General features: G+C 58.1%; 29 protein-coding genes. 11 read left to right on the top strand and 18 right to left on the bottom strand.

Going from position 1 to position 24,727, the window contains the following annotated elements:
- Nucleotides 1–102 precede the first annotated feature (102 nt).
- The 5 genes from AB1A64_RS20740 to AB1A64_RS20720 all read left to right on the top strand — a co-directional run bounded on the left by AB1A64_RS20740 (nt 103) and on the right by AB1A64_RS20720 (nt 4,922).
- Nucleotides 103–669, top strand: a complete 567-nt coding sequence (locus tag AB1A64_RS20740) for an XRE family transcriptional regulator (protein WP_366553811.1) — start codon at nt 103–105, stop codon at nt 667–669.
- A 249-nt stretch (nt 670–918) separates the two neighbouring features.
- The gene (locus AB1A64_RS20735) at nt 919–2,103 is read left to right on the top strand and encodes a glycine C-acetyltransferase (RefSeq protein ID WP_366553809.1); all 1,185 of its coding nucleotides are present in this window, start codon (nt 919–921) and stop codon (nt 2,101–2,103) included.
- 14 nt (nt 2,104–2,117) lie between these two features.
- Complete coding sequence (gene tdh, locus AB1A64_RS20730; RefSeq protein WP_170399571.1) at nt 2,118–3,146, top strand: L-threonine 3-dehydrogenase; 1,029 nt, start codon at nt 2,118–2,120, stop codon at nt 3,144–3,146.
- Nucleotides 3,147–3,209: 63 nt separating this feature from the next.
- Nucleotides 3,210–4,091, top strand: a complete 882-nt coding sequence (locus AB1A64_RS20725) for a tryptophan 2,3-dioxygenase family protein (RefSeq protein ID WP_366553807.1) — start codon at nt 3,210–3,212, stop codon at nt 4,089–4,091.
- A gap of 3 nt (nt 4,092–4,094) precedes the next feature.
- Complete coding sequence (locus AB1A64_RS20720) at nt 4,095–4,922, top strand: alpha/beta hydrolase (RefSeq protein WP_366553805.1); 828 nt, start codon at nt 4,095–4,097, stop codon at nt 4,920–4,922.
- Nucleotides 4,923–5,052: 130 nt separating this feature from the next.
- On the opposite strand, the gene AB1A64_RS20715 is transcribed toward AB1A64_RS20720, so the two are convergent.
- The gene (locus AB1A64_RS20715) at nt 5,053–5,997 is read right to left on the bottom strand and encodes a hypothetical protein (protein WP_366553803.1); all 945 of its coding nucleotides are present in this window, start codon (nt 5,995–5,997) and stop codon (nt 5,053–5,055) included.
- Nucleotides 5,998–6,116: 119 nt separating this feature from the next.
- Here AB1A64_RS20715 and AB1A64_RS20710 point away from each other — a divergent pair, with 119 nt between their 5' ends.
- Entirely contained in the window at nt 6,117–6,707 is a 591-nt protein-coding gene (locus AB1A64_RS20710; RefSeq protein WP_366553801.1) for a TetR/AcrR family transcriptional regulator, read from the top strand.
- A 176-nt stretch (nt 6,708–6,883) separates the two neighbouring features.
- On the opposite strand, the gene infB is transcribed toward AB1A64_RS20710, so the two are convergent.
- The 6 genes from infB to pip form a co-directional block, all read right to left on the bottom strand.
- On the bottom strand, nt 6,884–9,364 hold the full coding sequence (infB, locus tag AB1A64_RS20705; RefSeq protein WP_366553799.1) for a translation initiation factor IF-2: 2,481 nt from the start codon (nt 9,362–9,364) through the stop codon (nt 6,884–6,886).
- Nucleotides 9,365–9,372: 8 nt separating this feature from the next.
- The gene (locus tag AB1A64_RS20700; RefSeq protein WP_366553797.1) at nt 9,373–9,996 is read right to left on the bottom strand and encodes an RNA-binding protein; all 624 of its coding nucleotides are present in this window, start codon (nt 9,994–9,996) and stop codon (nt 9,373–9,375) included.
- 22 nt (nt 9,997–10,018) lie between these two features.
- Nucleotides 10,019–11,632, bottom strand: a complete 1,614-nt coding sequence (gene nusA, locus AB1A64_RS20695) for a transcription termination factor NusA (protein ID WP_366553795.1) — start codon at nt 11,630–11,632, stop codon at nt 10,019–10,021.
- Nucleotides 11,632–12,222: a ribosome maturation factor RimP gene (gene rimP / locus AB1A64_RS20690; RefSeq protein ID WP_366553793.1), complete on the bottom strand. Its 591-nt coding sequence runs from the start codon at nt 12,220–12,222 to the stop codon at nt 11,632–11,634. Before rimP ends, nusA begins: the two co-directional genes overlap by 1 nt.
- A gap of 161 nt (nt 12,223–12,383) precedes the next feature.
- Nucleotides 12,384–13,205, bottom strand: coding sequence for an ABC transporter substrate-binding protein (locus AB1A64_RS20685; protein WP_366553791.1), 822 nt, complete (start codon nt 13,203–13,205; stop codon nt 12,384–12,386).
- Nucleotides 13,202–14,179 (bottom strand): prolyl aminopeptidase, encoded by a 978-nt coding sequence (gene pip / locus AB1A64_RS20680; protein WP_366553789.1) that lies wholly within the window; start codon nt 14,177–14,179, stop codon nt 13,202–13,204. The genes AB1A64_RS20685 and pip overlap by 4 nt, the downstream gene beginning before the upstream one ends.
- A 48-nt stretch (nt 14,180–14,227) precedes the next feature.
- Here pip and ubiG point away from each other — a divergent pair, with 48 nt between their 5' ends.
- Complete coding sequence (gene ubiG / locus AB1A64_RS20675) at nt 14,228–14,974, top strand: bifunctional 2-polyprenyl-6-hydroxyphenol methylase/3-demethylubiquinol 3-O-methyltransferase UbiG (RefSeq protein ID WP_366553787.1); 747 nt, start codon at nt 14,228–14,230, stop codon at nt 14,972–14,974.
- A 71-nt stretch (nt 14,975–15,045) separates the two neighbouring features.
- Nucleotides 15,046–15,444 (top strand): hypothetical protein, encoded by a 399-nt coding sequence (locus AB1A64_RS20670; protein WP_366553785.1) that lies wholly within the window; start codon nt 15,046–15,048, stop codon nt 15,442–15,444.
- Nucleotides 15,445–15,502: 58 nt separating this feature from the next.
- Here the strand turns inward: AB1A64_RS20670 and AB1A64_RS20665 are convergent, their stop codons facing one another.
- The 4 genes from AB1A64_RS20665 to AB1A64_RS20650 are packed head-to-tail and all read right to left on the bottom strand — an operon-like array spanning nt 15,503 to nt 17,847.
- Nucleotides 15,503–15,943: a MarR family winged helix-turn-helix transcriptional regulator gene (locus tag AB1A64_RS20665; RefSeq protein WP_366553783.1), complete on the bottom strand. Its 441-nt coding sequence runs from the start codon at nt 15,941–15,943 to the stop codon at nt 15,503–15,505.
- Nucleotides 15,944–15,957: 14 nt separating this feature from the next.
- Nucleotides 15,958–16,788, bottom strand: a complete 831-nt coding sequence (locus AB1A64_RS20660; protein ID WP_366553781.1) for a carbon-nitrogen hydrolase family protein — start codon at nt 16,786–16,788, stop codon at nt 15,958–15,960.
- Nucleotides 16,788–17,045: a glutaredoxin 3 gene (gene grxC, locus AB1A64_RS20655; RefSeq protein ID WP_170351906.1), complete on the bottom strand. Its 258-nt coding sequence runs from the start codon at nt 17,043–17,045 to the stop codon at nt 16,788–16,790. Before grxC ends, AB1A64_RS20660 begins: the two co-directional genes overlap by 1 nt.
- A gap of 37 nt (nt 17,046–17,082) precedes the next feature.
- A complete protein-coding gene (locus AB1A64_RS20650; protein WP_366553779.1) occupies nt 17,083–17,847 on the bottom strand; it encodes a ComF family protein in 765 nt (254 codons plus the stop codon).
- On the opposite strand from AB1A64_RS20650, the gene AB1A64_RS20645 reads away from it, so the two are divergent.
- The gene (locus AB1A64_RS20645; RefSeq protein ID WP_366553777.1) at nt 17,828–18,658 is read left to right on the top strand and encodes a methyltransferase domain-containing protein; all 831 of its coding nucleotides are present in this window, start codon (nt 17,828–17,830) and stop codon (nt 18,656–18,658) included. The two genes, AB1A64_RS20650 and AB1A64_RS20645, sit on opposite strands and share 20 nt — an antisense overlap.
- A gap of 56 nt (nt 18,659–18,714) precedes the next feature.
- Nucleotides 18,715–19,764: a ferrochelatase gene (hemH, locus tag AB1A64_RS20640; RefSeq protein WP_366553775.1), complete on the top strand. Its 1,050-nt coding sequence runs from the start codon at nt 18,715–18,717 to the stop codon at nt 19,762–19,764.
- 76 nt (nt 19,765–19,840) lie between these two features.
- Here the strand turns inward: hemH and AB1A64_RS20635 are convergent, their stop codons facing one another.
- Both AB1A64_RS20635 and AB1A64_RS20630 read right to left on the bottom strand, forming a co-directional pair.
- On the bottom strand, nt 19,841–20,023 hold the full coding sequence (locus AB1A64_RS20635) for a hypothetical protein (protein ID WP_010442520.1): 183 nt from the start codon (nt 20,021–20,023) through the stop codon (nt 19,841–19,843).
- Between the two features lie 139 nt (nt 20,024–20,162).
- Nucleotides 20,163–20,762, bottom strand: a complete 600-nt coding sequence (locus AB1A64_RS20630) for a L,D-transpeptidase (RefSeq protein WP_366553773.1) — start codon at nt 20,760–20,762, stop codon at nt 20,163–20,165.
- A gap of 169 nt (nt 20,763–20,931) precedes the next feature.
- Here AB1A64_RS20630 and AB1A64_RS20625 point away from each other — a divergent pair, with 169 nt between their 5' ends.
- Nucleotides 20,932–21,447 carry a CAP domain-containing protein gene (locus tag AB1A64_RS20625; RefSeq protein ID WP_366553771.1) on the top strand — a complete coding sequence of 172 codons (516 nt, stop codon included), beginning with the start codon at nt 20,932–20,934 and terminating at the stop codon, nt 21,445–21,447.
- A gap of 66 nt (nt 21,448–21,513) precedes the next feature.
- On the opposite strand, the gene AB1A64_RS20620 is transcribed toward AB1A64_RS20625, so the two are convergent.
- From AB1A64_RS20620 to lptC, 5 genes are all read right to left on the bottom strand, one after another.
- Nucleotides 21,514–21,978, bottom strand: a complete 465-nt coding sequence (locus AB1A64_RS20620; protein WP_170351901.1) for a PTS sugar transporter subunit IIA — start codon at nt 21,976–21,978, stop codon at nt 21,514–21,516.
- Between the two features lie 61 nt (nt 21,979–22,039).
- Nucleotides 22,040–22,603, bottom strand: a complete 564-nt coding sequence (gene raiA / locus AB1A64_RS20615) for a ribosome-associated translation inhibitor RaiA (RefSeq protein WP_366553769.1) — start codon at nt 22,601–22,603, stop codon at nt 22,040–22,042.
- Nucleotides 22,604–22,859: 256 nt separating this feature from the next.
- Nucleotides 22,860–23,618, bottom strand: a complete 759-nt coding sequence (lptB, locus tag AB1A64_RS20610; protein WP_366553767.1) for an LPS export ABC transporter ATP-binding protein — start codon at nt 23,616–23,618, stop codon at nt 22,860–22,862.
- Complete coding sequence (locus AB1A64_RS20605; RefSeq protein WP_170351945.1) at nt 23,618–24,073, bottom strand: LptA/OstA family protein; 456 nt, start codon at nt 24,071–24,073, stop codon at nt 23,618–23,620. Before AB1A64_RS20605 ends, lptB begins: the two co-directional genes overlap by 1 nt.
- Before the next feature lie 39 nt (nt 24,074–24,112).
- Complete coding sequence (lptC, locus tag AB1A64_RS20600; protein ID WP_366553765.1) at nt 24,113–24,694, bottom strand: LPS export ABC transporter periplasmic protein LptC; 582 nt, start codon at nt 24,692–24,694, stop codon at nt 24,113–24,115.
- Between the last annotated feature and the right edge of the window lie 33 nt (nt 24,695–24,727).

Genomic DNA, 24,727 nt, shown 5'->3' with positions numbered 1-24,727 from the left:
CATTTGCGCGCAGTATGCATACACCACGTCGCCCTGTCCTATGAGACGTCCCGTCACAGATGGAATTGACAACCACATATACAAAGCGCATGAAATTCCGTCATGACGGAGAATACAGACGATATCCTGACACGCCTGCCCGCCCGCCTGAAAGAGGCGCGCCGAGCCAAGGGTCTGTCGCTTGAAGCCGTGGCCAACCTCAGCGGCGTGTCGCGTTCAATGGTCAGTCAGATCGAACGGGGGGAAAGCAGCCCCACCATCTCGACCCTGTGGAACCTGACTCGGGCCTTGCAGGTGGATTTCGCCGGTCTGCTCGAAGAGAGCGGCGCAGCAAACCAGATTGAGGTGCTGCGAAAGTCCGAAGTGCCGAGCATCGACAATATGGGTCAGAACTGCCGGATTCGTATCCTGTCACCCCCCGAAGAAGCGGGCGGGCACGAGGTCTACGATATTCAGTTCGACAAGGACGGCGCGTTGAACAGCCAGCCCCACACGCGCGGCGCGCAAGAGCAATTGACGGTTTTGGAAGGATCGGTTCGCGTCACATCGGGATCGGCCACAATGGACCTGAACCAAGGCGATACAGCGCGGTACGCGGCAGACGTCTTGCACTCGATCGCATCACCCAATGGTGCCGCGCGGGTGTTCCTGATTGTGAAAAACGCCTGACCCCGACCGGGGCGAAGTTTGGGGGATACCTGTGTGTTGTGCTATTTTATGGCATTTACACAAATTGGAGTTACCCAAAATAGCGTTTGAACAGCTGAGTTTCGGACCCTGCCACCGGATCAGTGAACTTGATTCGAGATTTACCGCAGATTCCGCTATTGTGGATTTTTTTCTGTAATATTGAAATCCCCTATTTGGGAACCATATCCGTTATGTTAGATACGCGACTCATATAAACCGGAGACCGCCATGGCCGATGCATTCCTGTCCCATATCTCGGACACCCTTGCGCAGATTGAATCTGAGGGTCTGTATAAACGCGAACGAATGATCACCTCGCCTCAGGGCGGTGAAATCACTGTGGGCGACAAGCAGGTGATCAACCTGTGCGCCAACAATTATCTGGGTCTGGCCGATCACCCTGCGCTGATCGACGCCGCCAAGGGCGCGATGCGGCCCAAAGGGTTCGGCATGGCCTCGGTCCGGTTTATCTGCGGCACGCAGGACATTCACCGTGAGCTAGAGCAGAAGCTGGCACAATTCCTGAACAAGGACGACGCGATCCTGTTTGCGGCCTGTTTCGATGCCAATGGTGGGCTCTTTGAGCCCCTGTTAGGGCCTGAAGACGCCATCATCTCGGACAGTTTGAACCATGCCTCGATCATCGACGGGGTGCGGCTGTGCAAGGCGAAGCGCTACCGCTATCTGAACAATGACATGAACGACCTTGAGGCCTGGTTGAAACAGGCGCGCGAGGACGGAGCGCGGCACATCATGATCGCGACCGACGGTGTGTTCTCGATGGACGGCTATCTTGCCAACCTGCCGAAAATTCGCGAGCTGGCCGATAAATATGATGCCATCGTCATGGTCGATGACTGCCACGCCACCGGCTTTATGGGACCGAACGGCGCTGGCACGCCAGATCATTTTGGTGTCGATGTCGACATTCTGACGGGAACCTTGGGCAAGGCACTTGGGGGGGCAATCGGCGGTTATATCGCTGGGCCGCAACCAGTGATCGATCTGCTGCGGCAGCGGGCGCGGCCCTATTTGTTCTCGAACTCGCTGCCGCCCTCGATTGTCGCCGCCGGATTGGAAGCCATCCGGCTCGTCGAAGAAGGCGAAATGCTGCGGGCTCAGCTGTTCGGCAATGCAAAATACTGGCGCGCAGGGCTTGAGAAGTTGGGCTTTGACCTGTTGCCCGGCGAACATCCCATCATTCCGGTGATGCTGGGCGAGGCCACCTTAGCGCAGGACATGGCGTCGCGACTGTTTGACGAGGGCGTCTATGTCTCGGGCTTCTTCTTCCCCGTCGTCCCGCGCGGACAAGCGCGGATCAGGACGCAGATGAATGCAGCCTTGACGAAAGACGAACTGGACCGTGCATTGGCCGCCTTTGGCAAGGTTGGCAAAGAATTGGGAGTGATCTGATGCGACCCAACACGATGAAAGCTTTGGAGAAATCCAAGCCCGAGGAAGGTCTGTGGATGGTGCAGGCCCCGGTGCCCGAGATCAGCCCCGAAGAGGTGCTGATCCGCGTCAACAAGACCGGCATCTGCGGCACTGATATCCATATCTGGAACTGGGATGACTGGGCCGCCGCCACGGTGCCGATACCTATGATCACCGGCCACGAGTTTGCGGGCGAAATCGTCGAGATCGGGCGCAATGTGACGGGTCTTGAGATCGGGCAACGCTGCTCGGGCGAGGGGCATCTGATCACTAACGACAGCCGTCAGAGCAGAGCGGGAAAGTTCCACCTCGATCCTGGCACGCGGGGGATTGGCGTAAACGAACAGGGGGCCTTTGCCCAATATCTTAAGCTGCCCGCCTTCAACGTGGTGCCCCTGCCCGAGGACGTGCCGGATGAGATCGGCGCCATCCTCGATCCATTGGGCAATGCGGTTCACACGGCGCTCAGCTTTGATCTGCTGGGTGAGGATGTTCTGATCACCGGCGCAGGCCCCATCGGCATCATGGCTGCCGCTGTCGCCCGCCATGCCGGCGCGCGCCATGTGGTGATCACCGATATCAACCCCGACCGTCTGAAACTGGCCGAACATGTGGTACCGACCGTGCGCACCGTGGATGTGTCCAAAGAAGACCTGCAGGACGTCATCGCAGAACTGGGCATGAAAGAAGGGTTCGATGTAGGACTGGAAATGTCCGGCTCACAAATCGCACTAGATCAGATGGTCGAAGCGCTTGTGATGGGCGGCAAGATCGCTCTGCTGGGTATTCCGCCCGGCAAATCCCCGGTCGACTGGTCCCGCATTGTGTTTAAGGCCATCACCATCAAAGGCGTCTACGGGCGCGAGATGTTCGAGACCTGGTACAAGATGATCGCCATGCTGCAGAACGGTCTGGATGTCAGCCGCGTCATCACGCACGAGATGAAAGTCGACGATTTTGCCGAAGGATTTGCCGCGATGAAATCGGGCCGGTCAGGCAAAGTGGTGCTGGACTGGACCTGACGCTCTGGCACTGCGCGGGTTCAGCCCCTAAACAGGGGTAAACCCGGACGTTTGGAGGAGCATATGGGCGATAAGGATGATCGGTATCTGGAACGCGGAATCGAAGACACTCTGGTCACCGATTTCGCGCAGACCCATCGCAAGAGTTACGGCGATTTTCTGCAGCTGAAGGCCCTGCTGAACCTGCAAAAAACCTTTCAGGACCCTGCGCAACCAGATGAGATGCTGTTCATCATCATTCATCAGGTCAGCGAGCTGTGGCTGAAACTGATGCATCATCAACTGGTCGAGGTGCGCCACTTCCTGCAACGGGATGAATTTGGCCCGGCGATGAAAAATCTCGACCGGGTCAAGGCGATCCAGCGGCAACTGATTTCAGCCTGGGAGACGTTGCTGACCATGACCCCAGCAGATTACATGACCTTTCGCGAGGCATTGGGCAGTTCGTCCGGCTTCCAAAGCTATGGCTACCGCCAGATCGAATTCATTTTGGGCAACAAGGACGCCTCGACCCTGAAAGTCCACGAACATGACGCGCAGGTCATGGAACTGCTGAACGCCGCGCTGACCAAGCCGTCTTTGTATGACGAGGTTCTGTTCATGCTGGCCCGACAGGGGTTTGACGTGCCGCAAGACCTGCTGGATCGCGACTATGCGCAGCCATACTCCGGTGATCCGCGCGTGGTGAAAATCTGGGTTCAGGTGTATCGCGACACAGGCAAATACTGGGACCTCTACGCACTGGCTGAAAAACTGATGGACGTGGAATCCCTGTTTCAACGCTGGCGCTTCGATCACGTCACCGCGGTAGAACGGGTGATTGGCAACCAGCCGGGCACCGGCGGGTCCAGCGGTGTATCCTTCCTGCGGAAAGCCTTGGATTTGCGGTTCTTCCATGATCTCTATGATATGCGCACTGAACTGATGTATTCCGAGCAGGAGTAGGTGATGCTGTACCGCGGGTTTTCGCAGGAAGAGCTAGAACAGGAATATTCGCCCCGGTCGATGATCGGCGGCGACCTGACGCCCTATCTGGACAGCTACGCCGCGCTCAGCGCGCAGCACCGGGCCCAGATGGAGGTCATCGGGAATGTCTCTTACGGTGACGGTAGGGCTCAGGTTCTGGATTTCTTTCCCGCGAAGGGCGCAGGCGCGCCGCTGCACGTCTTTATTCACGGCGGTTACTGGCAGGCGCTGAGTCAGAACGAGTCGGCGATGATGGCCCCGGCACTGGTTGAGGCCGAACAGTCCTTTGCGACCCTGAACTACACGTTGGCCCCCGAGGCGCGGATTGGTGACATGATCGATGAATGCCGCGACGCCCTGCTGTGGCTGGCCGCAAATGCGCCTGATCTGGGTTTCGATCCGTCACGGATCACCCTGTCGGGGCACAGCGCCGGGGCGCAATTGGCGGCTATGGTCATGGCAAATTCGGCCGATGCGCTGGCCCGCGCAGGGTTACGGGTGCGCGAGGTGATCCTGATCAGCGGGGTCTATGATCTGGAGCCGATCAGCCTGACGTCCGTAAACGATCCGCTGCAACTGACTCCGGTCGAGATACATGATTTGTCCCCCATCCTGCACCTGCCCGCCCCCGGCCCGCGCTACCACGTGACCGTGGCCGAACGAGACACGCCCGAATTTGTTCGCCAGAGCCGAGATTATGCTGAATTGCTGCGCAAAGCCGGACATTCGGTCAGTTTCGACCTGAAAAAGGGGATGCAGCATTTCGATATTATCATGCATCCGGGGACGTTTTTAGCAGGGTCGAAATAGGCAAGGGCCATTTGCTGCGACGCCATGAACGTCTTGTTCGAGTCCCGTAGCGGCCATTGCTGAACCCCGGGCTAACTTCCGCTTGTCGGCAAGGAGGCAGAGACCATTGTATGACCTCTGCCTCATCACTTCATCTATTGAAGAACTTAGCAACAGCATCGGTTGATGCCTTCACGGCCTCGGGCTTGTAGTAGAAGTCCACATGGGAGAACTCATCAAACGCCAATTCCTCATGCTCATTGGTCAACTTCTCGACAAACTGCGTTGAGCAGGGGGCCGTGAATGCTGAGCTGCTATAGATGGTCAGGGACGGCTGCACGATCTTGTCGGCATAGGCTTCCCCAATAGAAATCAGCGACTGCATGCCCTGATCGCCAATATGCATGTTGGTATAGGTCGGAACCGCAACCGGCCCTTTGACCCCATCGCGGCCGTAGTAATCGTAGGATTCACCTGCCATCGGATTGACGCCCGATCCGACAAAATCTTCTCGGGATTGGTCATCGCTAAGGCCAAAGGGAGCGACGTAATCCGGTTCGCCTGTTTCATAAATCTTCTGCTTCGAAGCGTTCGAGGCTGCGATTTGCTGGTTGACCACGTCTCGGTCGGTCCATTGGAAGCCATCGGCTGCCATCATGCCGGACACCATGGCGATTTTCTTGATCCGATGATCGGTCACGGCAGCGGGCGCGATGATCGAGCCGCCTTGGCAAACGCCCAGACCGTAAATCTCGTCAACGAACGGCAGAGTGCCGAGGTAAGACACGGCGTCCCAAGTGTTTTCGATGAGCCGGAACATGTAGCGGGATTGCTTGTACTCTCCGGGCAGCGCGGGGGACGAGCCCATGCCGAGGTAATCGAAACCGAGGTAGATGAAGCCCAGTGCAGCCATTTCTGGGCCGTAGGTCGCCGGGATCTGATCTTTGACCTGTGGGAATGGGCTGGCACCAACGATGGCCTTGTAAGTCTTGGTTTTGTCAAAATTTTCGGGAAGGTAAAGGTCACCTGCCAAATCCACACCAAAGGATTTGAAGGTGACTTCGTTTTTGCCCGCGTCGAAATTTTGGGTTGTCATAGTCTTGGTCCTTTCGGGGTCAGGCAGCTTTGCGCCTTGCTAAAGTAAATCGTTGTGTTTACTTATGGTGAGGAAATGGCGCTTGTAAACACATCTTTTTACTTCTTGAGGCAGAAATCGTGAAACGTACTGAAAAGAAAAGAAAAGATATCATCGATGCGGCCATCGATGAGTTTAAAGAGCAGGGGTTTCTGGGGGCAAAGACCACTTCAATCGCGAAAAAAGCGAACGTATCGAGTCGCACGCTCTACAATCACTTCGAGAGCAAGGAGGCTCTCTTTGAGGCGATCTCACAGATTATGCTGGAGCAGAACCGGAGCATGGAGCCAGTGCCCTATGATCCGGATCGAGACTTCGTTGAGCAACTGAAGAACGCCTTGTGGCGCTACATTGGGGTGATCACCGATGAGACCGCCATCGGATTAAACCGGATGGTCATCTCAGAATTGATCCGTGACCTTGACCGATCCCGGCAATTCTTCACTGAAACAGCAACACATGATTACCCAATAAAGAGGCTGATCAGCGAAGCCATGGACGCAGGTGTGATCCGAAAGGCTGATCCGGTTTTTGCGACCAATCAACTTCTGGCGCTTGTAAAAAACTTCTTCTTCTGGCCAGAGTTCTTCCTTGGTGAGAACCCCACGCCGAAAGACGTATTGGACGATTGTGTAGCGATGTTTCTAAAGCACTACAAAGCAGACGTTTAATCGGCCATCACGAAGGGTAGGAAAGTCCGCAAAGCGGACGTGCAATCATTGTACTCTTGAGGATAGAGCAGGATTAAATGATGCGTGTTTCTGACTGGATTCGGAAAGCCTTAGGCAAAACATAGAAAAACGGCGACCCTTGGGGTCGCCGCTAACTGTTTCAGCGCATAGCAAGATCAATCCAGCGTACGCGTAACCTCTTCGCGCTCGAAGATTTCGATCACATCGCCGGCCCGGATATCGTCGTAGTTTTCGAACGCCATACCGCATTCCTGACCCGACTGAACCTCGGTCACTTCGTCCTTGAAGCGTTTCAGCGTCTTCAGCGTGCCTTCGTGGATCACCACGTTGTCGCGCAGCAGGCGGACGCCCGCGGAACGGCGCGCCACGCCTTCGGTGACCAGACAGCCGGCAACTTTGCCAACACCGGTGACCTTGAAGACTTCGCGGATCTCGGCGTAACCGATGAACTTTTCGCGGATCTCGGCGCTCAGCAGGCCCGAAGCGGCGGCTTTCACGTCGTCGACCAGATCGTAGATCACCGAGTAATAGCGGATTTCCACGCCCTTCTGGTTCGCCGTGTTTCGTGCCGAAGCATTGGCACGCACGTTAAACCCAAAGATCGGCGCACCTGACGCTTCGGCCAGACCGACATCCGTTTCGGTGATCGCACCAACGCCCGAGTGCAGCACTCGTACGCGCACTTCGTCGTTGCCGATCTTTTCCATCGCCTGAACGATGGCCTCGGCCGAACCTTGTACGTCCGCTTTCATCAGAATCGGCAGCTCGGTGACGTTTTCGTCTTCCTTGGCCTTCTGCATCAGCTGCTCAAGGGTGGTCGCGGCACCAGCGGCGGCGCGTTTGTCCTTGGCGGCCTGTTCGCGATAGGCGGCAATCTCACGGGCTTGCGCTTCGGTCTCGGTCACGTTCAGAACGTCACCGGCCTCGGGCGTGCCGTTGAGACCCAGAACCTCGACCGGGACCGAGGGGCCAGCTTCTTTGACGCGGTCGCCCTTGTCGTTGATCAGCGCGCGGACTTTACCGTATTGCTCACCCACAACGAAGATATCGCCCTGACGTAGCGTGCCGTTCTGAACCAGAACGGTGGCTACGGGACCGCGGCCCACATCCAGCTGCGCCTCGATCACGGCACCTTGGGCGGCGCGATCGGGGTTGGCTTTCAGCTCCAGAATCTCGGCCTGCAGCGCGATGGCTTCCAGCAATTCATCCAGACCCTGACCAGTGATGGCTGACACTTCGACGTCCTGAACCTCACCCGACATTTTCTCAACGATGACTTCGTGTTGCAGCAGATCGGTGCGCACCTTGTCCGGGTTTGCATCCGGCTTGTCGACCTTGTTGATCGCCACGATCATCGGCACTTCGGCCGCTTTGGCGTGGTTGATCGCCTCGATCGTCTGCGGCATCACCGCGTCGTCGGCGGCCACAACCAGCACTACGATATCCGTGACCTGAGCCCCGCGTGAACGCATCGAGGTAAAGGCCGCGTGGCCCGGCGTATCCAGGAACGTCAGCGTCGTGCCGCCATCGGTTTTCACCTGATAGGCACCGATATGCTGGGTGATGCCACCGGCCTCACCGGCAACAACGCGCGCATCACGAATCGCATCCAGCAACGAGGTCTTACCGTGGTCGACGTGACCCATGATGGTGATGACCGGCGGACGCGGCTGCAGATCTTCTTCGCTGTCTTCGACCTCTTTGATGACGTCTTCGACATCCGAATCGGAAACACGCGTGACCTTGTGGCCAAACTCTTCGATGATCAGTTCTGCGGTATCGGCGTCGATGGTCTGGTTCTGCGTGACCATCATGCCCATGTTCATCAGCGATTTGACCACATCAGCCACACGCTCGGCCATACGGTTGGCCAGCTCGGACACTGTGATCGCCTCGGGCAGTTGCACGTCGCGGATTACCTTTTCCCGCTCGACCGGGCCGCCCATGGCTTTCTGACGCGCACGCTCCTGCTTGCGCTTCATCGACGCCATCGAGCGCTGACGGCTACCTTCGCCACCGGTGGCCTGACCCAGTGTCAGCTTGCCGGAACGACGATTGTCATCACGGCCCTTGCCGCGGTTTCCACGCTGCTCCCGCTCACGCTCGTTCTTACGAGGCGTCGCGGCAGGTGCCGGTTTATTGACCGGGCTGCGCGGTGCGGCGGCCTTGGGTTCGGCAGGCGCAGGGGTTGCGGCACGTTGTGCAGCAATTTCAGCCTCTTTGCGCTTGCGCTCTTCCTCTTCAGCCTTGGCGCGCGCGCGCTCTTCGGCTTCGCGCTGTTCGCGCTCTTTTGCTTCTTGCTCGGCACGACGACGGGCGCGCTCTTCCTCGCGCGCCTTTTCGGCGGCTTCACGCGCTGCGGCCTCTTCGACTTCGCGGGCCTTGGCAGCCTGCAGTGCCTTCATCCGGCGCGCCATTTCCGCGTCAGAGATACCTGCAGGGCGACGCGACGGATCACCCGACGGCGTTGCTCCGCCACCCGGTTTGCCGGCGCCCGGCTTGGGAACCACCACGCGCTTGCGTTTGGTTTCCACCACGACATTCTTGGTGCGTCCGTGGCTGAAACTCTGTTTCACATTTCCGGGGCGTGCCCCGCCACGAAGACCCAATGTCTTTTTGCCGTCATTCTCGCTCATAAAGCTTTTTACCCTTCCGCGCGGCCCCTGCCGCCGTCATCCGTTTCGCGCAAGCCACGCAGGCGCTGCGCTTCCTCTACAACACGTTTGGCGAGTCCGCCAGAGGCCAGCGCCGCATGAATCACGGTTTGGCGCCCAAATGCCTGTCCTAACTCGTCTGCGGTCAGCCAACCGATGTATTTTCCGAAGTGCGGCGTGCTGAGTTTCGACTTGCCGCGCCCCGATCCATCGCTGGCCTGAATCAGCACTTGTGCCTCTTCCCGGTCCAGCCATGTCTTGACCTTTTCGTACCCGGCGACCGCGTCACCGGACTTGCGCGCCAGGCTCAACAGCTCGATCACCCGGCGCGAAACCTGTTTTTCGACCTCATCGGTCAGATTCTGTGGCACGCTGACTTGCGCCTTGAACCCACGGGCGAACAGCTTCTTGCCCACAGCCTTGTCCAGCGCAGCGCGATCCGCCGCCACATAGACTCCGCGTCCCGGCAATTTCGCCGCGACATCCGGATAGACCTGCCCGTCCGGCCCCGTCACAAAGCGTATCAACCCGTATTTAGGTTGAATGTCGCCCGTGGCGATGCACTTGCGTTCAGGTCCTTCGGACCGATCCTTATGGACGCCACCGCGACCCATGCGCGTACCCCGAGGCCTGAGATCAGGCCTCGGCCTCCTCGTCTACTGCTTCGCCATCTTCTTCGGCTTGTTCCAGCTCGGCGGGATCAACCCAGCCCAGCATGATGCGCGCGGTCATGACCAGATCCTGTGCTTCTTCCAGCGACAAGCCGAAAGGCTCAAGCACACCGTCATCCTTGATTCGCTCACCATCAACCGTGGTCCAACCGCCGGCCAGCTCCCAGTCGGCGCAGGTGGCGAAGTCTTCGAGCGTTTTCACGTCGTCCTTTGCCAGCGCTTCCACCATCTGGGGTGTCAAGCCTTCGAATTCAATAAGGCTGTCCTCGGCACCCAGAGCACGCGCTGCATCCAGTGCAGCTTTGGCCTGTGCTTCCAGATATTCACGGGCACGGGTCTGCAGTTCCTGCGCGGTGCCTTCGTCAACGCCGTCAATGACCAGCAGTTCATCGATTTCCACATACGCAACCTCTTCGAGGTTGGTAAAGCCTTCAGACACCAGCAACTGAGCGAAGAATTCGTCCAGATCCAAGCTTTCCATGAACAGCTGGGTGCGGGCTTCGAACTCCTTCTGACGGCGGGCCGATTCTTCGGCTTCGGTCATGATGTCGATGTCCAGATTTGTCAGCTGGCTGGCCAGACGCACGTTCTGACCGCGGCGACCGATTGCGAGGCTCAGTTGTTCCTCGGGAACCACAACTTCGATCTTGCCGGCTTCTTCGTCCAGAACCACCTTGGAAACCTCGGCGGGCTGCAGCGCATTCACCAGGAAGGTCGGCTGATCTTCGTTCCACGGGATGATGTCGATTTTCTCACCCTGCAGTTCGTTCACAACGGCCTGCACGCGGCTACCGCGCATACCAACGCAGGCACCAACGGGATCAATCGAACCGTCATACGAGATCACGGCGATCTTGGCGCGCGAACCGGGGTCACGGGCCACGGCCTTGACCTCGATGATGCCGTCATAGATTTCTGGCACTTCCATCTTGAACAGCTCGGCCATGAATTCCGGCGCGGTGCGCGACAGGAAGATCTGGTGGCCACGAACCTCGCGGCGGACTTCCTTGATATAGGCACGCACGCGGTCATTCGGGCGATAGCTTTCGCGGCCGATCTTGTCGTTGCGGCGCAGAACGGCCTCGGCACCGCCCAGATCGACGATGACATTGCCAAACTCCTCGCGCTTGACGGCACCGTTGATGATGGTTCCTGCGCGATCCTTGAATTCTTCGTACTGACGGTCACGCTCAGCTTCGCGAACCTTCTGCAGAATGACCTGCTTGGCGGACTGAGCAGCAATCCGTCCCATTTCAACTGGCGGTACTTCTTCGACGAAGACGTCACCCACCTCGGGCGCTTCCATGTACTGTTTCGCCTGTTCGACAGTCATCTCGGCCTGATAATTCTCAAGCTCTTCATCCTCAACCACGGTGCGGACGCGAGTGAAGGTCGCCTTGCCGGTCTTGCGGTCGATTGACACGCGGATGTCCATCTCGGCGCCGTAACGGCTCTTGGCGGCACGGGCGAGCGATTCTTCCATCGCTTCGACAACCAGACCGGGGTCGATCATCTTTTCGCGGGCCACGGCCTCGGCGGTCTGCAGCAGCTCCAGCTGGTTGGCTGAGGTGATTGCCATCAGTTCGTCTCCTCTTCGGACCCTTCGGTCTCAATCTCGTCGAAAGCGTTTTCGTTCAGGGCACCGGCGTCCTTGCGCTGGCGCAACATTTCCTTGATCAGATCATCGGTCAGGACCAGCTTGGCATCGCTCAGCCAGTCGAATTGTAGACCAATGGTGATCGTCTCATCCCCCTCGGGGATGTTGATCAGAACCTCATCCCCTTCGATCCCGGCCAATTCGCCCTTGAACCGGCGACGGCCGTCGATCAGCTCGGCGGTTTCGATCTTGGCCTCATACCCTTCGAACATCTCAAAATCCTTGAGACGGGTCAGCGGGCGGTCGATACCGGGGCTGGACACTTCCAGCGTATAGGCGTCTAGGATCGGGTCCTCGACATCCAACGTAGCGCTAATCGCGTTCGAAATTTCGGCGCAGTCATCCACTTCGATACCGCCATCGGGCTTGTCGGCCATGATCTGCATCGTGGTGGTCTTGCCGCTCATCAGGCGGATGCGGACCAGTTCATACCCCAGATCTTCGATCACGGGGGTGATGATCTCGGCCAGTCTCCGGTCAATCGCCGCTTTGGCTATCAGGTCGTTTGTCATCAGGTGCTCTACCCTGTCATACGGGCACAAAAAAACGGGCGCGCGGCCCGTCGAAATTTTCCGGTGGAGCCCCGGACCAGAAGTCCAACGCGCCGCTGTTGCAACTGCATATACGCAGGGTTTCCCGAATCTGCAACCCCCGGTGCAAGACGTGATCGGATTTACGCCATCCACCACCGTTCAGCGATGCGGCCATCGTCCAGTGCGCGGCCTGTTCCGATCTGGCGCGGCATGCCAACGTGCGGGGCCACGGCCAGTGCCATATCCGATTCGCTTGGGTGAAAACGCAGCCCGCGCTGGCCTTTTAACTCACTGCGCGTGGGCAGCGCCGCCACATCGACAAAGCCATCACGCAAGGCCTCGGCCCGGACACGGGCGTCGGGGATGACAATGATTTCGAACGTCTCGGCCCATCCGGCGTTACCTTCTTTGTAGTGCCCGTCCACCTTGCGGCCCAGGAAATGACGATCATCCTCGGCCCGGTCCACGCGGTAGCATCCGGTGCCATTGGCCGCGTGCAAAGGCGTCACGCCTTGTCCGTCGCGTGTAATGACAAAGCGGCTGTCGGCCAGCAGGAACGGCAGACCCGGATTTGCCTCAAACAGTTCAAGCTGCACCTGGTTGGGCGATACCGCTTCGACCCGCCCAACATCGCCCAGAACCGCCATCACATCCGCAACGTCCAGCGGCACGCCATCGTGAAAGGTAACACCCTCGCGCAGATCGAACTGCCAAACCCGCGCATCCGCGTCCGTGTGCCAACCCGTCGCAAGCTCTCCGCGCAAGGTGCCATCGGGGGCAATCTCGGTCAGAGTGTCAAACACCGCCCCACGCGCCACCTGTTCCAAGCTGTCGTCGCGCGGCACAGCCAGCCGTAACGCCCCACCGGCCTTGGGCGTATCCGCCAGCGACGCCCCCGTGGCCGCCAGCAAAGCTGCGGCAGCACCTGAGGCAAACAGAGCACGACGGTCAATCCGGGTCATACCACCCCCTCGGCCACGCGATCCATGATCCGGACCAGCTCGGCACTGATACCGGGCTCAGAAAGGGCGTGGCCTGCGTTGCGGACCATCTTCAGTTCGGCATTGGGCCAGCGTTCGGCCAGATTCCACGCGGCCTGTGGTGGGCAAATCATGTCATAGCGCCCCTGCACGATATGGCCGGGGATATGGGCGATCTTGTCCATCTGATCCAGAATCTGACCGTCCTTCTCAAGGAAGGCGTTATTGATGAAATAGTGATTCTCAAGCCGCGCAAAGGCCCGCGCGTATTCGCCGGGACTTTCCCCTGTCCCGCCTTGGGCATGAATTGACGCCAGCGCATTCTCCCACGCCGACCAGGCCCGCCCATACAGGATTTCCGTGGCGCGATCCCCGGAAAACAGTCGTTTGTTATAAGCAGCGATCGTGTCGGTCAGCTCGGCCTCGGACAGCAGAGCGGTGAATTTCGCCCATTGCTCGGGCCAGAACTTACCCGCGCCACCGCCATAGAACCAATCAAGCTCGGCCTGCGTGGCCAGAAACACGCCGCGCAGCACCAGCCGGTTCACACGATCCGGATGCGCCTGCGCATAGATCAGCGCCAGGGTCGCGCCCCAGCTGCCGCCAAACACAGCCCAATCATCGATATCCAGCAGGGTGCGCAACCGTTCGATATCGGCCACCAGATGCCACGTCGTGTTGTCGGTCACCGACGCATGGGGCCGCGACCGGCCACAGCCACGCTGATCGAACAGAATCACCCGGTACACATCTGGGTCGAAATACCGCCGCATCGCCGGGCTGCAGCCGCCGCCCGGCCCGCCATGCAGCACCACAACCGGCATCCCCTTTGGATTGCCGCATTGTTCCATATAAATGCGATGCCCTTCGCCCATATCCACCATGCGCTGATCGAACGGGTCGATCGGCGGGTACAGATATTGCACTGCGCGCTTTTGGTCCGGGTACTTGTCCATTATGGCCCTATATAGTCCTTAAACGTAAAAGAGCATACGGAGACAGGAATGCAAGCGCATCCGAACACTGTGGACCCATCCGAGATCGCAAAATTCGAAGCGATGGCCGCAGAATGGTGGGATCCTCACGGGAAATTCAAACCGCTGCACATGATGAATCCGTGCCGTCTGGATTATATCACACAGCAGATCGCAGGCGAATTTGACCGGGATTTGACCGCGCCGAACCCGTTTCAGGGCCTGCGCCTGCTGGATATCGGCTGCGGAGGCGGCTTGCTAAGCGAACCCATGGCGCGTCTCGGGGCCGAGGTCGTGGGCGCCGACGCTGCCGAGGGCAACCTGCCCGTCGCGCGCATTCATGCGGAACAGTCCGGGTTGGACATCGACTATCGCCACACCACTGCCGAAGCATTGGCCGAAGCGGGCGAGCAGTTCGAAGTGGTGCTGAATATGGAAGTTGTCGAGCATGTGGCCGACCCTCTGTCTTATTTGACCGCAACGCGGCAACTGCTGAAACCCGGCGGGCTAGAGATTTGTTCCACCATCAACCGCAACCCGAAATCCTATGCGATGGCGATTGTCGGGGCCGAGGTCGTCATGCGCTGGCTGCCACGCGGAACGCACGAATGGAACAAGTTCATCACGCCTGATGAGCTGTTCGACCTACTGCGCCAAGCCGGGCTGGAACCGGTGGACCGGAAGGGATTCGTGTTCAACCCGTTCCTTTGGAGTTGGTCGATCTCTGACCGGGATTTGAGCGTGAATTATGTGACGGCGAGCGTGAAGCCGGGGTAGGATGGGTGCTTACCGAAACTTCCCCCATGCATAAGCTTGTGTTCGTGTAAGCACTAGGAACCACATTGCTATTGTCCGTATTGAAACGCGCCGGAATTGGTATTTCGTTCTCAATGTTTGCGTTTTCGCTATCAGCAAATGCAGCATGCATTGACATAGGTAATCCGACTTTTGCGAATACTCAGACCAAAATTGCGCTATGCGTGGAAGGCAATTGCAAAGACGCATCTCTTGTTCGGATTTGCGGCAACACTAGCTACGAAATGCAGGAATACGACGCAGACAACAAAAGTTTGATATTTCGCGTTCGATTCCTTCAGGATGGTTCTGGAGAAAGTGAATTCGCAGTTTTACGCAACAGCCAAGAATTTTCAGGCCCAGAAGTGGCCAAGCTGAGTTGCGCGGCAAAAACTGAAACTAACGGCTGCAAATTTGTATATCGCACCCTACTGCAATCTAAGGTGGGTTGACCTGCCGCAAGCTCACTGGTTCTACGAAAGTCGAAACTTTAGAAAGGTTGCGGCTGGCTCACTCCCCCTCCAACTGCAACCGCAAATCCCGCAGTACGGGCAGGGTGCTGCGGACACGCTCCAACCCCAGCTCTCCGACCACGCGGTTGATCAACGGCGCAATCGAGGAAATCGCCTGATCGCGCGCGCGGCGACCTGCAGGGCTGATGGCGACCATCTTGCGGCGGGCGTCGTCCCAGTCGGGGCGGATGTGGATATATCCGGCCCATTCCAGCTTGGCCAAGGTGTTGGTCATCGCACCGCGCGTGACGTGAAAGGTATTGGCCAATTGCGCGGGGGTGCGTTCGTCTCCGACAAAGACCAAATGGTTCAACACCGAGAAATGCGAGATTTCCATGCCCTTGGGCAGCACCCGGCTTAGTCGGTTGCGCAATAGCTGATCGGCGGTCAGGATCTCGCTGAACAGCGTGACCGCAAGGGCATTATGTTCGTCAGTCATGGTCCGGTTCTGGGTCAGGGCCCATCGAAAGGCCGCACGTGAGTCAACGAGGGCACCCGACGGCGCGCCTCTGACACAGAACTATCATCGATATCGAAAAAGTGAATGCCTGGATCGCCCCCTGCGTCGACAACGACCTCTCCCCACGGGGCCACGACCATGCTGTGACCGTAGGTGTGGCGCGTTCTGCCGCGGGTTTTCGGATGCTCTCCGGTCTGTGCCGGGGCCAGCACCCAACAGCCGGTTTCAATCGCCCGCGCCCGCAGCAATGATTCCCAATGGGCAGCGCCGGTGACCGGCGAAAACGCTGCCGGAATTGTCAGAATTTGCGCCCCCGCCTGCGCCAATGCGGCATAAAGATGCGGGAAACGGATGTCATAACAGATGGTCATCCCAACCGTGCCGAAATCGGTTTTGGCCAGCACCGCCTTATCGCCAGGGCGATAGTTTTTGGATTCGCGGAAGGTCTCAGATTCCGAGACCTGCACGTCGAACATGTGAATCTTGTCATACCGCGCCACGATCTGCCCGTGCGGGTCGATCAAAAAGGAACGGTTGGCAAAACGCCCATCGGCGTCATGGGTTTTGATGGCCAAAGACCCGATCAGCAGCCAGATGCCCAGCGCGGCGGCCTGATCTCGCAGACCCGCCAGCGTTTGGTCGTCTTCTTCATGCTGCAGAACGTCGCGCTGCCGGGTCGTGCTGGTGGACACACAATTCGTCACCTCGGGCGTCAGAATGAACCGCGCACCCTGACCTGCGGCCTCGGCCATCATGGCGCGCACCATTTCCAGATTTTCGGCCGGGTCGTCCGACGAAGTGATTTGCAGCAGCGCGGATTTCATCAGGCCGCCAAAAGACGGTCCAGCTTGCCCTGACGGTCCAGTTCGTACAGGTCATCGCAGCCGCCCACATGCTGCGTCCCGACGAAAATCTGCGGCACGGTGCGTTTGCCGCCTGCGCGTTTGATCATCTCGGGCTTGCGCTTGGGGTGCATCAGCACGTCGATCTCTTTGAATTCGACGCCTTTCTGTTTCAGCAGTCGTTTGGCCGCATGGCAAAAACCGCACAGCGGCGAGGTGTAGATTTCAACCGGTTTCATATTCCGTCCCTTTGGGTTTCGCGTGATCTTCCGCGAATTAGGCATCCTTGGCAACGCGTGCCAGTACCAACACGAAAATATGATTTGCACCCGCTGCATGGCAGGCACGCGCACAGGCTGTCAGAGTCGCACCAGAGGTCATGACATCATCGACCAGCAAGATATCCCGTCCCTTACTGCGCGACCCCTGCCTGGGATGCGCCGAGATCGCACCGGCCAGGGTTTCCGCCCGCTGAGCAGCGGTTTTCCCGTCCAGAACTGGCGTTCGTGCCCGTCGGTGCAACAGGTCCGGGCACACCTCAATTCCCGTTTCCCGCCCCAGATGCTGGGCTAGCAATGCCGACTGGTTGTACCGCCGCTTGATCAAACGGGACCAGTGCAAGGGCACAGGCGCGATCAGCATGTTGTCGCGAAATAGATCCCGCCCGGCTTGCGCCATCCACCGAGCTGCTGGCTTTGCCAGCTCAGGTCTGTCGCCGTGTTTCAAGGCCAGAATCAAGGCGCGCGCCTTGCCATCGTACATCAGCGCAGCCCGACCATCCTGCCAGGGGCGGGCCGTTTTCATGCAGTCATCGCATTCGATCCGGTGACCATCCACCTCGCCCGGCAAGGGCACCCCGCAGCTTTCGCATACCACTCCGCCAATGAAAGGCGTGTCGCGCCAGCAAGCGCCGCACAGGCCGAAATCCGCTTCGGTCAATTCACCACATCCCAGACATCGCGGTGGATAGATCAACTCGACAGCGGTTTGAATCCGCTGCCATATGCGGTAGTTGCGCCCTATGAAACTGCCTGAGTCCAACGCACCCTCTCTGTTCGACCGCCCAGCCCTGGTCCGACACCGTGCCCGCGCTCAGGACGAGGCGCTGTTTTTGCATCGCGCCGCGGTGGATGAGGTGCAGGATCGGCTCTCCATGGTTAATAAAACCTTTACGGCCCCGGCGATTGTGACGCCGTTTGCGCATATCTGGCAGGACGTTTTGCCGGAGGCACAGATCGTTTCGGATGACGATATTCTGGACTTAGCACCCAGAGCGCATGATCTGGTGATTCACGCCATGGCGCTGCATTGGGCCAATGATCCGGTGGGGCAGCTGATCCAATGTCACCGCGCCCTGCAGCCCGACGGCTTGCTGCTGGTGGTGTGTCTCGGCGGTGAAACCCTGCACGAGTTACGCGCCGCCCTTGGGCAGGCCGAGATCGAGGTCACAGGTGGCCTCAGCCCCCGTATCGCCCCGATGGCCGAGCTGCGCGATCTGGGCGGGTTGCTGCAACGCGCGGGGCTAGCGCTGCCGGTCGCCGATACCGCCCGTCTGACGGCGGAATATCGCGACTTGACCCATCTGATGTACGACCTGCGCGCGATGGGAGAAACCAACAGCCTGTCCGGACGCATGAAACACGCCACACAGCGGCAGGTCTTTGCCCGGGCGCAGCAGATTTACGCCGATCACTTCCCGACACCGCAGGGGCGTTTGTCGGCCACTTACGAATTGATTTGCCTGACCGGCTGGTCGCCCGACGAAAGCCAGCAAAAACCATTGCGTCCGGGATCAGCGCAGGCGCGCCTTGCTGAGGCGCTGGGGACAAAAGAAGGCAAACTGCCCGATTGACGATTGGGCAAATCCGGTTATCTCACGTCAAACAGAGAAATCTCAGGAAGCTCGAAATGTTTGACGCCACTCGCCCCGATCATGCCCCCGCGGACCATCCCAAGGTCAAAATGGGCCGCGTCGGCATCCTGCTGGCCAATCTGGGCACGCCGGACGACTACAGCTATTGGCCGATGCGCCGGTATTTGAACGAGTTTCTGTCGGACCAGCGCGTGATCGATTACCCCAAGTGGAAATGGCAGCCGATCCTGCAAGGGATTATCCTGACCAAACGCCCGTTCAGCTCGGGCGAGGCCTATAAGTCGATCTGGAACCACGATAAAGGCGAAAGCCCGCTTATGACGATCACCAAGGACCAAACCGCCAAGCTGCGCGACGCGATGCAGGCACGCTATGGTGATCAGGTCATGGTCGATTTCTGCATGCGCTACGGCAAGCCGTCGACCAAGTCGAAAGTGCGCGAGATGGTGGCGGCGGGCTGCGACCGCATCCTGTTCTTCCCGCTTTATCCGCAATATGCGGGCGCAACGACGGCCACGGCCAATGATCAGTTCTTCCGCGCGCTGATGGAAGAATCCTGGCAACCGGCCTCTCGCACCGTACCCGCCTATTTCGACGAACCCGCCTATATCGACGCTTTGGCCGGATCGGTGGAGCAAGCCTATGCCGCGATGGAGTCCAAGCCGGATATTTTGGTCTGTTCCTATCACGGCATGCCGGAACGGTATTTGCAGCAGGGCGATCCATACCACTGCCAATGCGCAAAAACCTCGCGTTTGCTCAAGGAACGGCTGGGTTGGTCGGACGATCAGCTTGTTTCAACCTTCCAATCCCGATTCGGGCCTGAGGAATGGTTGAAGCCGTATACGGTCGACCACGTGGCCGAACTGGCGCGACAGGGAAAGAAGAACATTGCCGTTATCGCACCGGCGTTTTCCGCCGATTGCATCGAAACGCTGGAAGAGATCAACGAAGAGATCAAGGAAAGCTTCGAAGAGGCGGGCGGTGAGACCTTTACCTATATTCCCTGCCTCAACGACGATGATTCGCATATTGCGGCATTGGGCAAGGTGATCGAAGACAATCTGAAGGGTTGGCTGGACTAAGCAGCACCCATCAATCAGGCATGAAAAAAGGCGGTGGAGCGATCCACCGCCTTTTCTCTAGATGACGCTCGTCAAATTAGCTTGCTGCAACAGCTGCGGCAACTACGACCAGCAGGATCAGCGGCAGGATGATGCCCTGCGACGAACCTTGAGTTTCCTCTACAACAACCGGTGCTTCAACAACCGGCTCTTCCAGGTTACCGGCATAAGCGGTCGAAGCAGCAGCAGTCAGTGCAGCGGCGAGAACGAGTTTCTTCATATTAACCTCCAGAATTTGCACGGTTCCGAATAGTGAAACCGCACACCCAAGACTTACCTCGTGTTTTTTTCTAACCAGCTATCCGACTGGAATGCAATTGCAACTTGCGCCGCAAGCGGGTTCGTGCGCGAAAATGTCGTCAAATTAGCAACACTTGCGTGCCGACCTTCGCCATTGAAAACAATTCTGCGATATCCTCGTTGAACAAACCGATGCAACCATTCGACGAACGGCGGCCGATTTTGCGCGTGTCATGTGTTCCGTGGATGCGATAATACTTCCAACTTAGATACAAAGCGTGTGTTCCCAATGGGTTATCAGGACCCGGCGGGATATAATCCGGCCATTCGGGATTGCGCTTTTTCATCGAAGGCGTCGGTGACCAGCTTGGACCCTCGACTTTGCGGATCACACTTGTGCGACCACGGCGCGTCAGTTCCTCGGTCAGGGGCACCGATGATGGGTAAAGTTTATACACCCGCTGGTCGTCGGACCAGTAATGTAACGCGCGCGAGACCGTATCGACCAGAATGGCACCGTTATTTGTGTTCGAAAAATAGGGTTGCCAGTCCAATGCGCGGAAGCCCGAGATATTGCGACGCACATCGGGCTCCGGTTCCGGCGCGGGGCGAAGCGGGTCACCGGGAATGTATTGCGCAATCGCAGGTGAGGCCAGCAGGGCTGAAGCCCCGGCCAGGAATCCGCGACGGGAAGCTACATGAATGTGTTTCTTGACCATGAGGGGCGGTCCTTTGCTAAGGCCAGTCTGAAAATCTGTCGTATTCTATTGCCAGAATGCTTCAGTCGCAAATCAAACCGGCAGAATCACGCAGAACGGGTCCATTGTGCGTTTGCTCAAGACGGTCTGTCACGCTATGCCGTAGATTAACACAATCATCAGGTCGATCATGACGCGTATTATTTCATTACTGTTTGCCTGCTTTATTGCTCTGGCCGCATGTACACCCAGCAGCACCCCGACCTATGGGGCGGACGGTCGGCCACTGCCGACAGTTTACAAAATCCGGGGCAATCCCGAAAAGCTGCAGTTCCGCATGCTTGATTCGGTCAACGCACTGCGTCAGGCGCAGGGCTTGCAGTCAGTGCAGCTGAATTCGCAGCTTAATGCCGCGGCCGCCACACATGCCAAGGACATGGCACGGCAAAACCGCCCTTGGCATTTTGGGTCGGACGGATCATCGCCAATCGACCGAGCACAGCGCGTGGGCTATTTCGGCACGTTCCTGGGCGAAGCAATTTCCGAAACCTATGAAACCGAAACCGAAACGCTGGCCGCCTGGATGCAGGAACCCGGTCCGCGCTCGGTGATTCTGGACCCCAAGGCCACGCAGATGGGTTTTGCATGGCATCAGGAAGGTGGCGGGAAAATCTGGTGGACGCTGGAAATGGGCGCTGGCGGTTAACCGCAACCCCATCCGAAAACGAAAAAGCCCCCGGAAAACCGGGGGCTTTTTTATATCCTCAGAGGCTTAGGCCGCTTGCATAGACTGCGCTTCGGTCAAAATGGCATACAGCTTGACCGGGTCCGGGTTGGCCCGCAGCTTGGCGCAGACCGACGTGTCGCGCAGGGTACGGGACACCAGTGCAAGTGCTTTCAGATGATCCACCCCGGCCTCTTCGGGGGCGAACAGGGCAAAGGCAATATCGACCGGCTGCCGGTCGACCGATCCGAAATCGATCGGTTTTTCCAGCATGACAAACACGCCTGAAACATTTTCCAATTCAGCCATACGGGCATGCGGCAATGCCACGCCATGACCCACACCGGTCGGCCCCAGGCTTTCCCGTTCCAGCAGCCCTTCGACAACGATCTGGGCATCAAGGCCCAACGCCGCCTCAGCCACATCCGCAATTTCCTGAAACAACCGCTTCTTACTGGAAGCGGCGGACAGTACGCGAACTGCTTCGGGCTTCAATATGCTCGAAAGCTCCATGATTACGCTCCATGGCGATGCCCCCGCATTTGCAGGGGCCTGCCTTTGCTATTCTTGCCTGTTACGGATCGATCCAGCCGATATTACCGTCCTCCCGACGATAAACGACGTTCAATCCGTCCTTGTTTTCATTCCGGAACACCAGCACTGGGGCGCCGGCCAGTTCCATCTGCATGACGGCTTCACCAACACTCAGCGATGGGATCTTGGTTTCCATCTCAGCCACGATCATCGGCTGCAGAGAATCGGGTTCGGCTGCCGAGTCAGATTCGTCAGAGGCGAGGATATAGGACGACGCCCCAAAGAGTTCAACAGGCTCAGACCGATCCTTGTGGTGGTCCTTCAAACGCCGCTTATACCGGCGTAGCTGGGTCTCCATCTTGTCGCAGCAGCCTTCGAACGCCGCATAGATTTCAGTTGCATGAGCTTTGGCCTGCGCCGTCAGCCCCGTAGAAAGATGTACGGTGGTTTCGCATACATATTCATGCGCTGAACGGGAAAAGACGACGTTGGCATCTGTTGGACGCTGGGCATATTTGCCCACAACCTCGCCCAGTTCGGTCTGCACGTGAGTTTGCAGCGCCGCGCCGATGTCGATCTGTTTTCCGCTGATTTGGTAACGCATGTGATCTCCTTCACAATTCACACCCATTCTTACTTACGTCACGTAACGCGACGCACGTGTTTTTATCGGGTGGGGGAAAAAGGCATAACCTGCAGTAGCCGCGCCGTTCGCCCTTCCAGGAAGGGGCATCGTGATCCAGACGGAAACCGAAGAAATGCCATGACCCAATTGAGGCAAGAGACGGCGGGAGAGTCAATCAAAACAGACGTGTATATACGTGATTTCCGCCATGCAGTCGGCGCATTTCTGCGCAAGCCTATGATATACGGAAATTTTCACCCAGATAGACACGGCGGACGTTCTCATTTTCGACCACTTCGTCCGGGGTGCCGGACATCAGCACCTGACCGTCATGCAGGATATAGGCGCGATCTACAATTTCTAGTGTTTCCCGCACGTTATGATCAGTGATCAGAACACCAATACCGCGTTTTTTCAGATCAGCGACTAGGTGGCGGATATCGCCCACACTGATCGGATCGACACCTGCAAAAGGTTCATCCAACAGCAGGTATTTCGGATCGGCCGCCAGACAGCGCGCAATTTCAACCCGGCGGCGTTCACCGCCCGACAAGGCCAGCGCGGGTGCCCGGCGCAGGTGTTCAATCGAAAAATCCGAAAGCAGCTCTTCAAGCCGCTCTTTGCGGCGATGGGCGTGACGGACGGTGATATCCAGAACCGAGGCGATGTTGTCCTCGACGCTCATGCCGCGAAAGATCGACATCTCTTGCGGCAGATAGCCGATGCCCAGACGCGCGCGGCGGTACATCGGCAGGGTCGTCACGATCTGCCCGTCGATTGTAACCGTGCCCGCCTCGGGGAATACCAGCCCGGCAACCGAGTAAAACGTGGTGGTTTTGCCCGACCCGTTTGGACCCAGCAGCGCCACAACCTCGGACCGGTCAAGCGTCATCGACACATCGCGGATCACGGTCTTTTTGCTATAAGATTTCCGCAGCTTTTCGATTCTGAGGCCGGACTGCCCCTCGGCCACGGTCAGTTCAGGCCGCGCCATCAATTGTTGCCCTGCTGCAGAATGGTTTTGACATTACCGGTCATTGTGGCCGTGCCAGTGGTCAGATCAGCGTTCATCTGATCGCCGCTGATGGTGCTGGGACCTTGCGTCAGCAGCACATTGCCCTTCATCACGATCACGCCTGAATCAATGGTGTATTCGGCCCAGTCACCCTCGGCCGCGTCGGGCGGGCTGACCAGAACCACATCTTCGGTCGCTTCCATCCGCTCGATACCCGAGCGATCCTCATTATAGAGAACCAGCACCCGTTCAGCGGTCAGGCGCATTTCCCCCTGAATGACGATCACATTGCCCACAAATTCGGCCGAGCCGTTTTCTTGATTGACGTTCAGGGTTTCTGAGGTCACCTCGACCGGCAGCGAAGGGTCGGCCTTGACCGCGCCAAACGCAACCTGAGTCTCCTGCGCTGCCGCAGAAAAAGCACCAAGTGTCAGTACAAGGCAAAGTGGAACAAATCGAAAATCGAACACAGGTTATCTTTCTGCTTTTTCAGGCTCGTATATCAGCTTCACGCCGTCTGTAAAAATAATATGGACCGGTCCGTCCTTTTTTTCCGTTCCAAAGGTCATGCCCCCCGCCGAAATGTTGCCGATAATCCCGGTGCCATGCACCTCACCCGGCGCGTCACCGCGAATTTCATCCAGCGCCGTGTTCAGCAGATCGGTGGTAATTTCAGTGCCGTCAGTCGAGGTAATGACCACATCGCCAACAAAGGTTGCGGTGTTTTTGTCGGGCCGGATCATGCCGGAATTGGAATCCAACGTGATGACGCCGCCGCCCGACAGGCCCAGGCGGCCCCGGAAATCGGCCGCTGTCGGCGTAGAGGCTTCGGTGCCCTGCGTGGCGCGTGTCGATTGGATCTGGACCTCTTCGCCCTTGCGCGTGGTGCCACGGTAGTTTGGCTGCGTCACCACCTGATCGGCCAACCGTTCGTCGATATCCTGTTGGGAAAAGGGCACGGACACATTGGTTTCGATACTGCGCGACAGCAAAAACACGGTGGACAGCATCAGGATGGCCACCAACGGTAGCACCACCTTGAAAAACTGAACCATGCGTGAATGTCCGTCCACCTCTCCGCCCCCTAC

Origin of the sequence: Ruegeria sp. ANG10, from assembly GCF_040705255.1 — a bacterium.
In the GTDB taxonomy this organism is placed as follows: Bacteria; Pseudomonadota; Alphaproteobacteria; order Rhodobacterales; family Rhodobacteraceae; genus Ruegeria.
The sequence above is the reverse complement of the archived record's forward strand: the minus strand, read 5'-3'. Positions and strand labels throughout refer to the sequence as shown.

Coding starts and splice junctions, on each gene's coding strand:
- AB1A64_RS20620 (WP_170351901.1), bottom strand. CDS start 21,978: ATGGAGCTTTCGAGCATATTGAAGCCCGAAGCAGTTCGCGTACTGTCC.
- AB1A64_RS20635 (WP_010442520.1), bottom strand. CDS start 20,023: ATGAAGAAACTCGTTCTCGCCGCTGCACTGACTGCTGCTGCTTCGACC.
- AB1A64_RS20625 (WP_366553771.1), top strand. CDS start 20,932: ATGACGCGTATTATTTCATTACTGTTTGCCTGCTTTATTGCTCTGGCC.
- nusA (WP_366553795.1), bottom strand. CDS start 11,632: ATGGCAATCACCTCAGCCAACCAGCTGGAGCTGCTGCAGACCGCCGAG.
- lptB (WP_366553767.1), bottom strand. CDS start 23,618: ATGGCGCGGCCTGAACTGACCGTGGCCGAGGGGCAGTCCGGCCTCAGA.
- hemH (WP_366553775.1), top strand. CDS start 18,715: ATGTTTGACGCCACTCGCCCCGATCATGCCCCCGCGGACCATCCCAAG.
- AB1A64_RS20630 (WP_366553773.1), bottom strand. CDS start 20,762: ATGGTCAAGAAACACATTCATGTAGCTTCCCGTCGCGGATTCCTGGCC.
- pip (WP_366553789.1), bottom strand. CDS start 14,179: ATGGACAAGTACCCGGACCAAAAGCGCGCAGTGCAATATCTGTACCCG.
- AB1A64_RS20685 (WP_366553791.1), bottom strand. CDS start 13,205: ATGACCCGGATTGACCGTCGTGCTCTGTTTGCCTCAGGTGCTGCCGCA.
- ubiG (WP_366553787.1), top strand. CDS start 14,228: ATGCAAGCGCATCCGAACACTGTGGACCCATCCGAGATCGCAAAATTC.
- raiA (WP_366553769.1), bottom strand. CDS start 22,603: ATGCGTTACCAAATCAGCGGAAAACAGATCGACATCGGCGCGGCGCTG.
- AB1A64_RS20715 (WP_366553803.1), bottom strand. CDS start 5,997: ATGACAACCCAAAATTTCGACGCGGGCAAAAACGAAGTCACCTTCAAA.
- lptC (WP_366553765.1), bottom strand. CDS start 24,694: ATGGTTCAGTTTTTCAAGGTGGTGCTACCGTTGGTGGCCATCCTGATG.
- AB1A64_RS20725 (WP_366553807.1), top strand. CDS start 3,210: ATGGGCGATAAGGATGATCGGTATCTGGAACGCGGAATCGAAGACACT.
- AB1A64_RS20645 (WP_366553777.1), top strand. CDS start 17,828: ATGAAACTGCCTGAGTCCAACGCACCCTCTCTGTTCGACCGCCCAGCC.
- AB1A64_RS20740 (WP_366553811.1), top strand. CDS start 103: ATGACGGAGAATACAGACGATATCCTGACACGCCTGCCCGCCCGCCTG.
- grxC (WP_170351906.1), bottom strand. CDS start 17,045: ATGAAACCGGTTGAAATCTACACCTCGCCGCTGTGCGGTTTTTGCCAT.
- AB1A64_RS20665 (WP_366553783.1), bottom strand. CDS start 15,943: ATGACTGACGAACATAATGCCCTTGCGGTCACGCTGTTCAGCGAGATC.
- tdh (WP_170399571.1), top strand. CDS start 2,118: ATGAAAGCTTTGGAGAAATCCAAGCCCGAGGAAGGTCTGTGGATGGTG.
- infB (WP_366553799.1), bottom strand. CDS start 9,364: ATGAGCGAGAATGACGGCAAAAAGACATTGGGTCTTCGTGGCGGGGCA.
- AB1A64_RS20720 (WP_366553805.1), top strand. CDS start 4,095: ATGCTGTACCGCGGGTTTTCGCAGGAAGAGCTAGAACAGGAATATTCG.
- AB1A64_RS20700 (WP_366553797.1), bottom strand. CDS start 9,996: ATGGGTCGCGGTGGCGTCCATAAGGATCGGTCCGAAGGACCTGAACGC.
- AB1A64_RS20660 (WP_366553781.1), bottom strand. CDS start 16,788: ATGAAATCCGCGCTGCTGCAAATCACTTCGTCGGACGACCCGGCCGAA.
- AB1A64_RS20735 (WP_366553809.1), top strand. CDS start 919: ATGGCCGATGCATTCCTGTCCCATATCTCGGACACCCTTGCGCAGATT.
- rimP (WP_366553793.1), bottom strand. CDS start 12,222: ATGACAAACGACCTGATAGCCAAAGCGGCGATTGACCGGAGACTGGCC.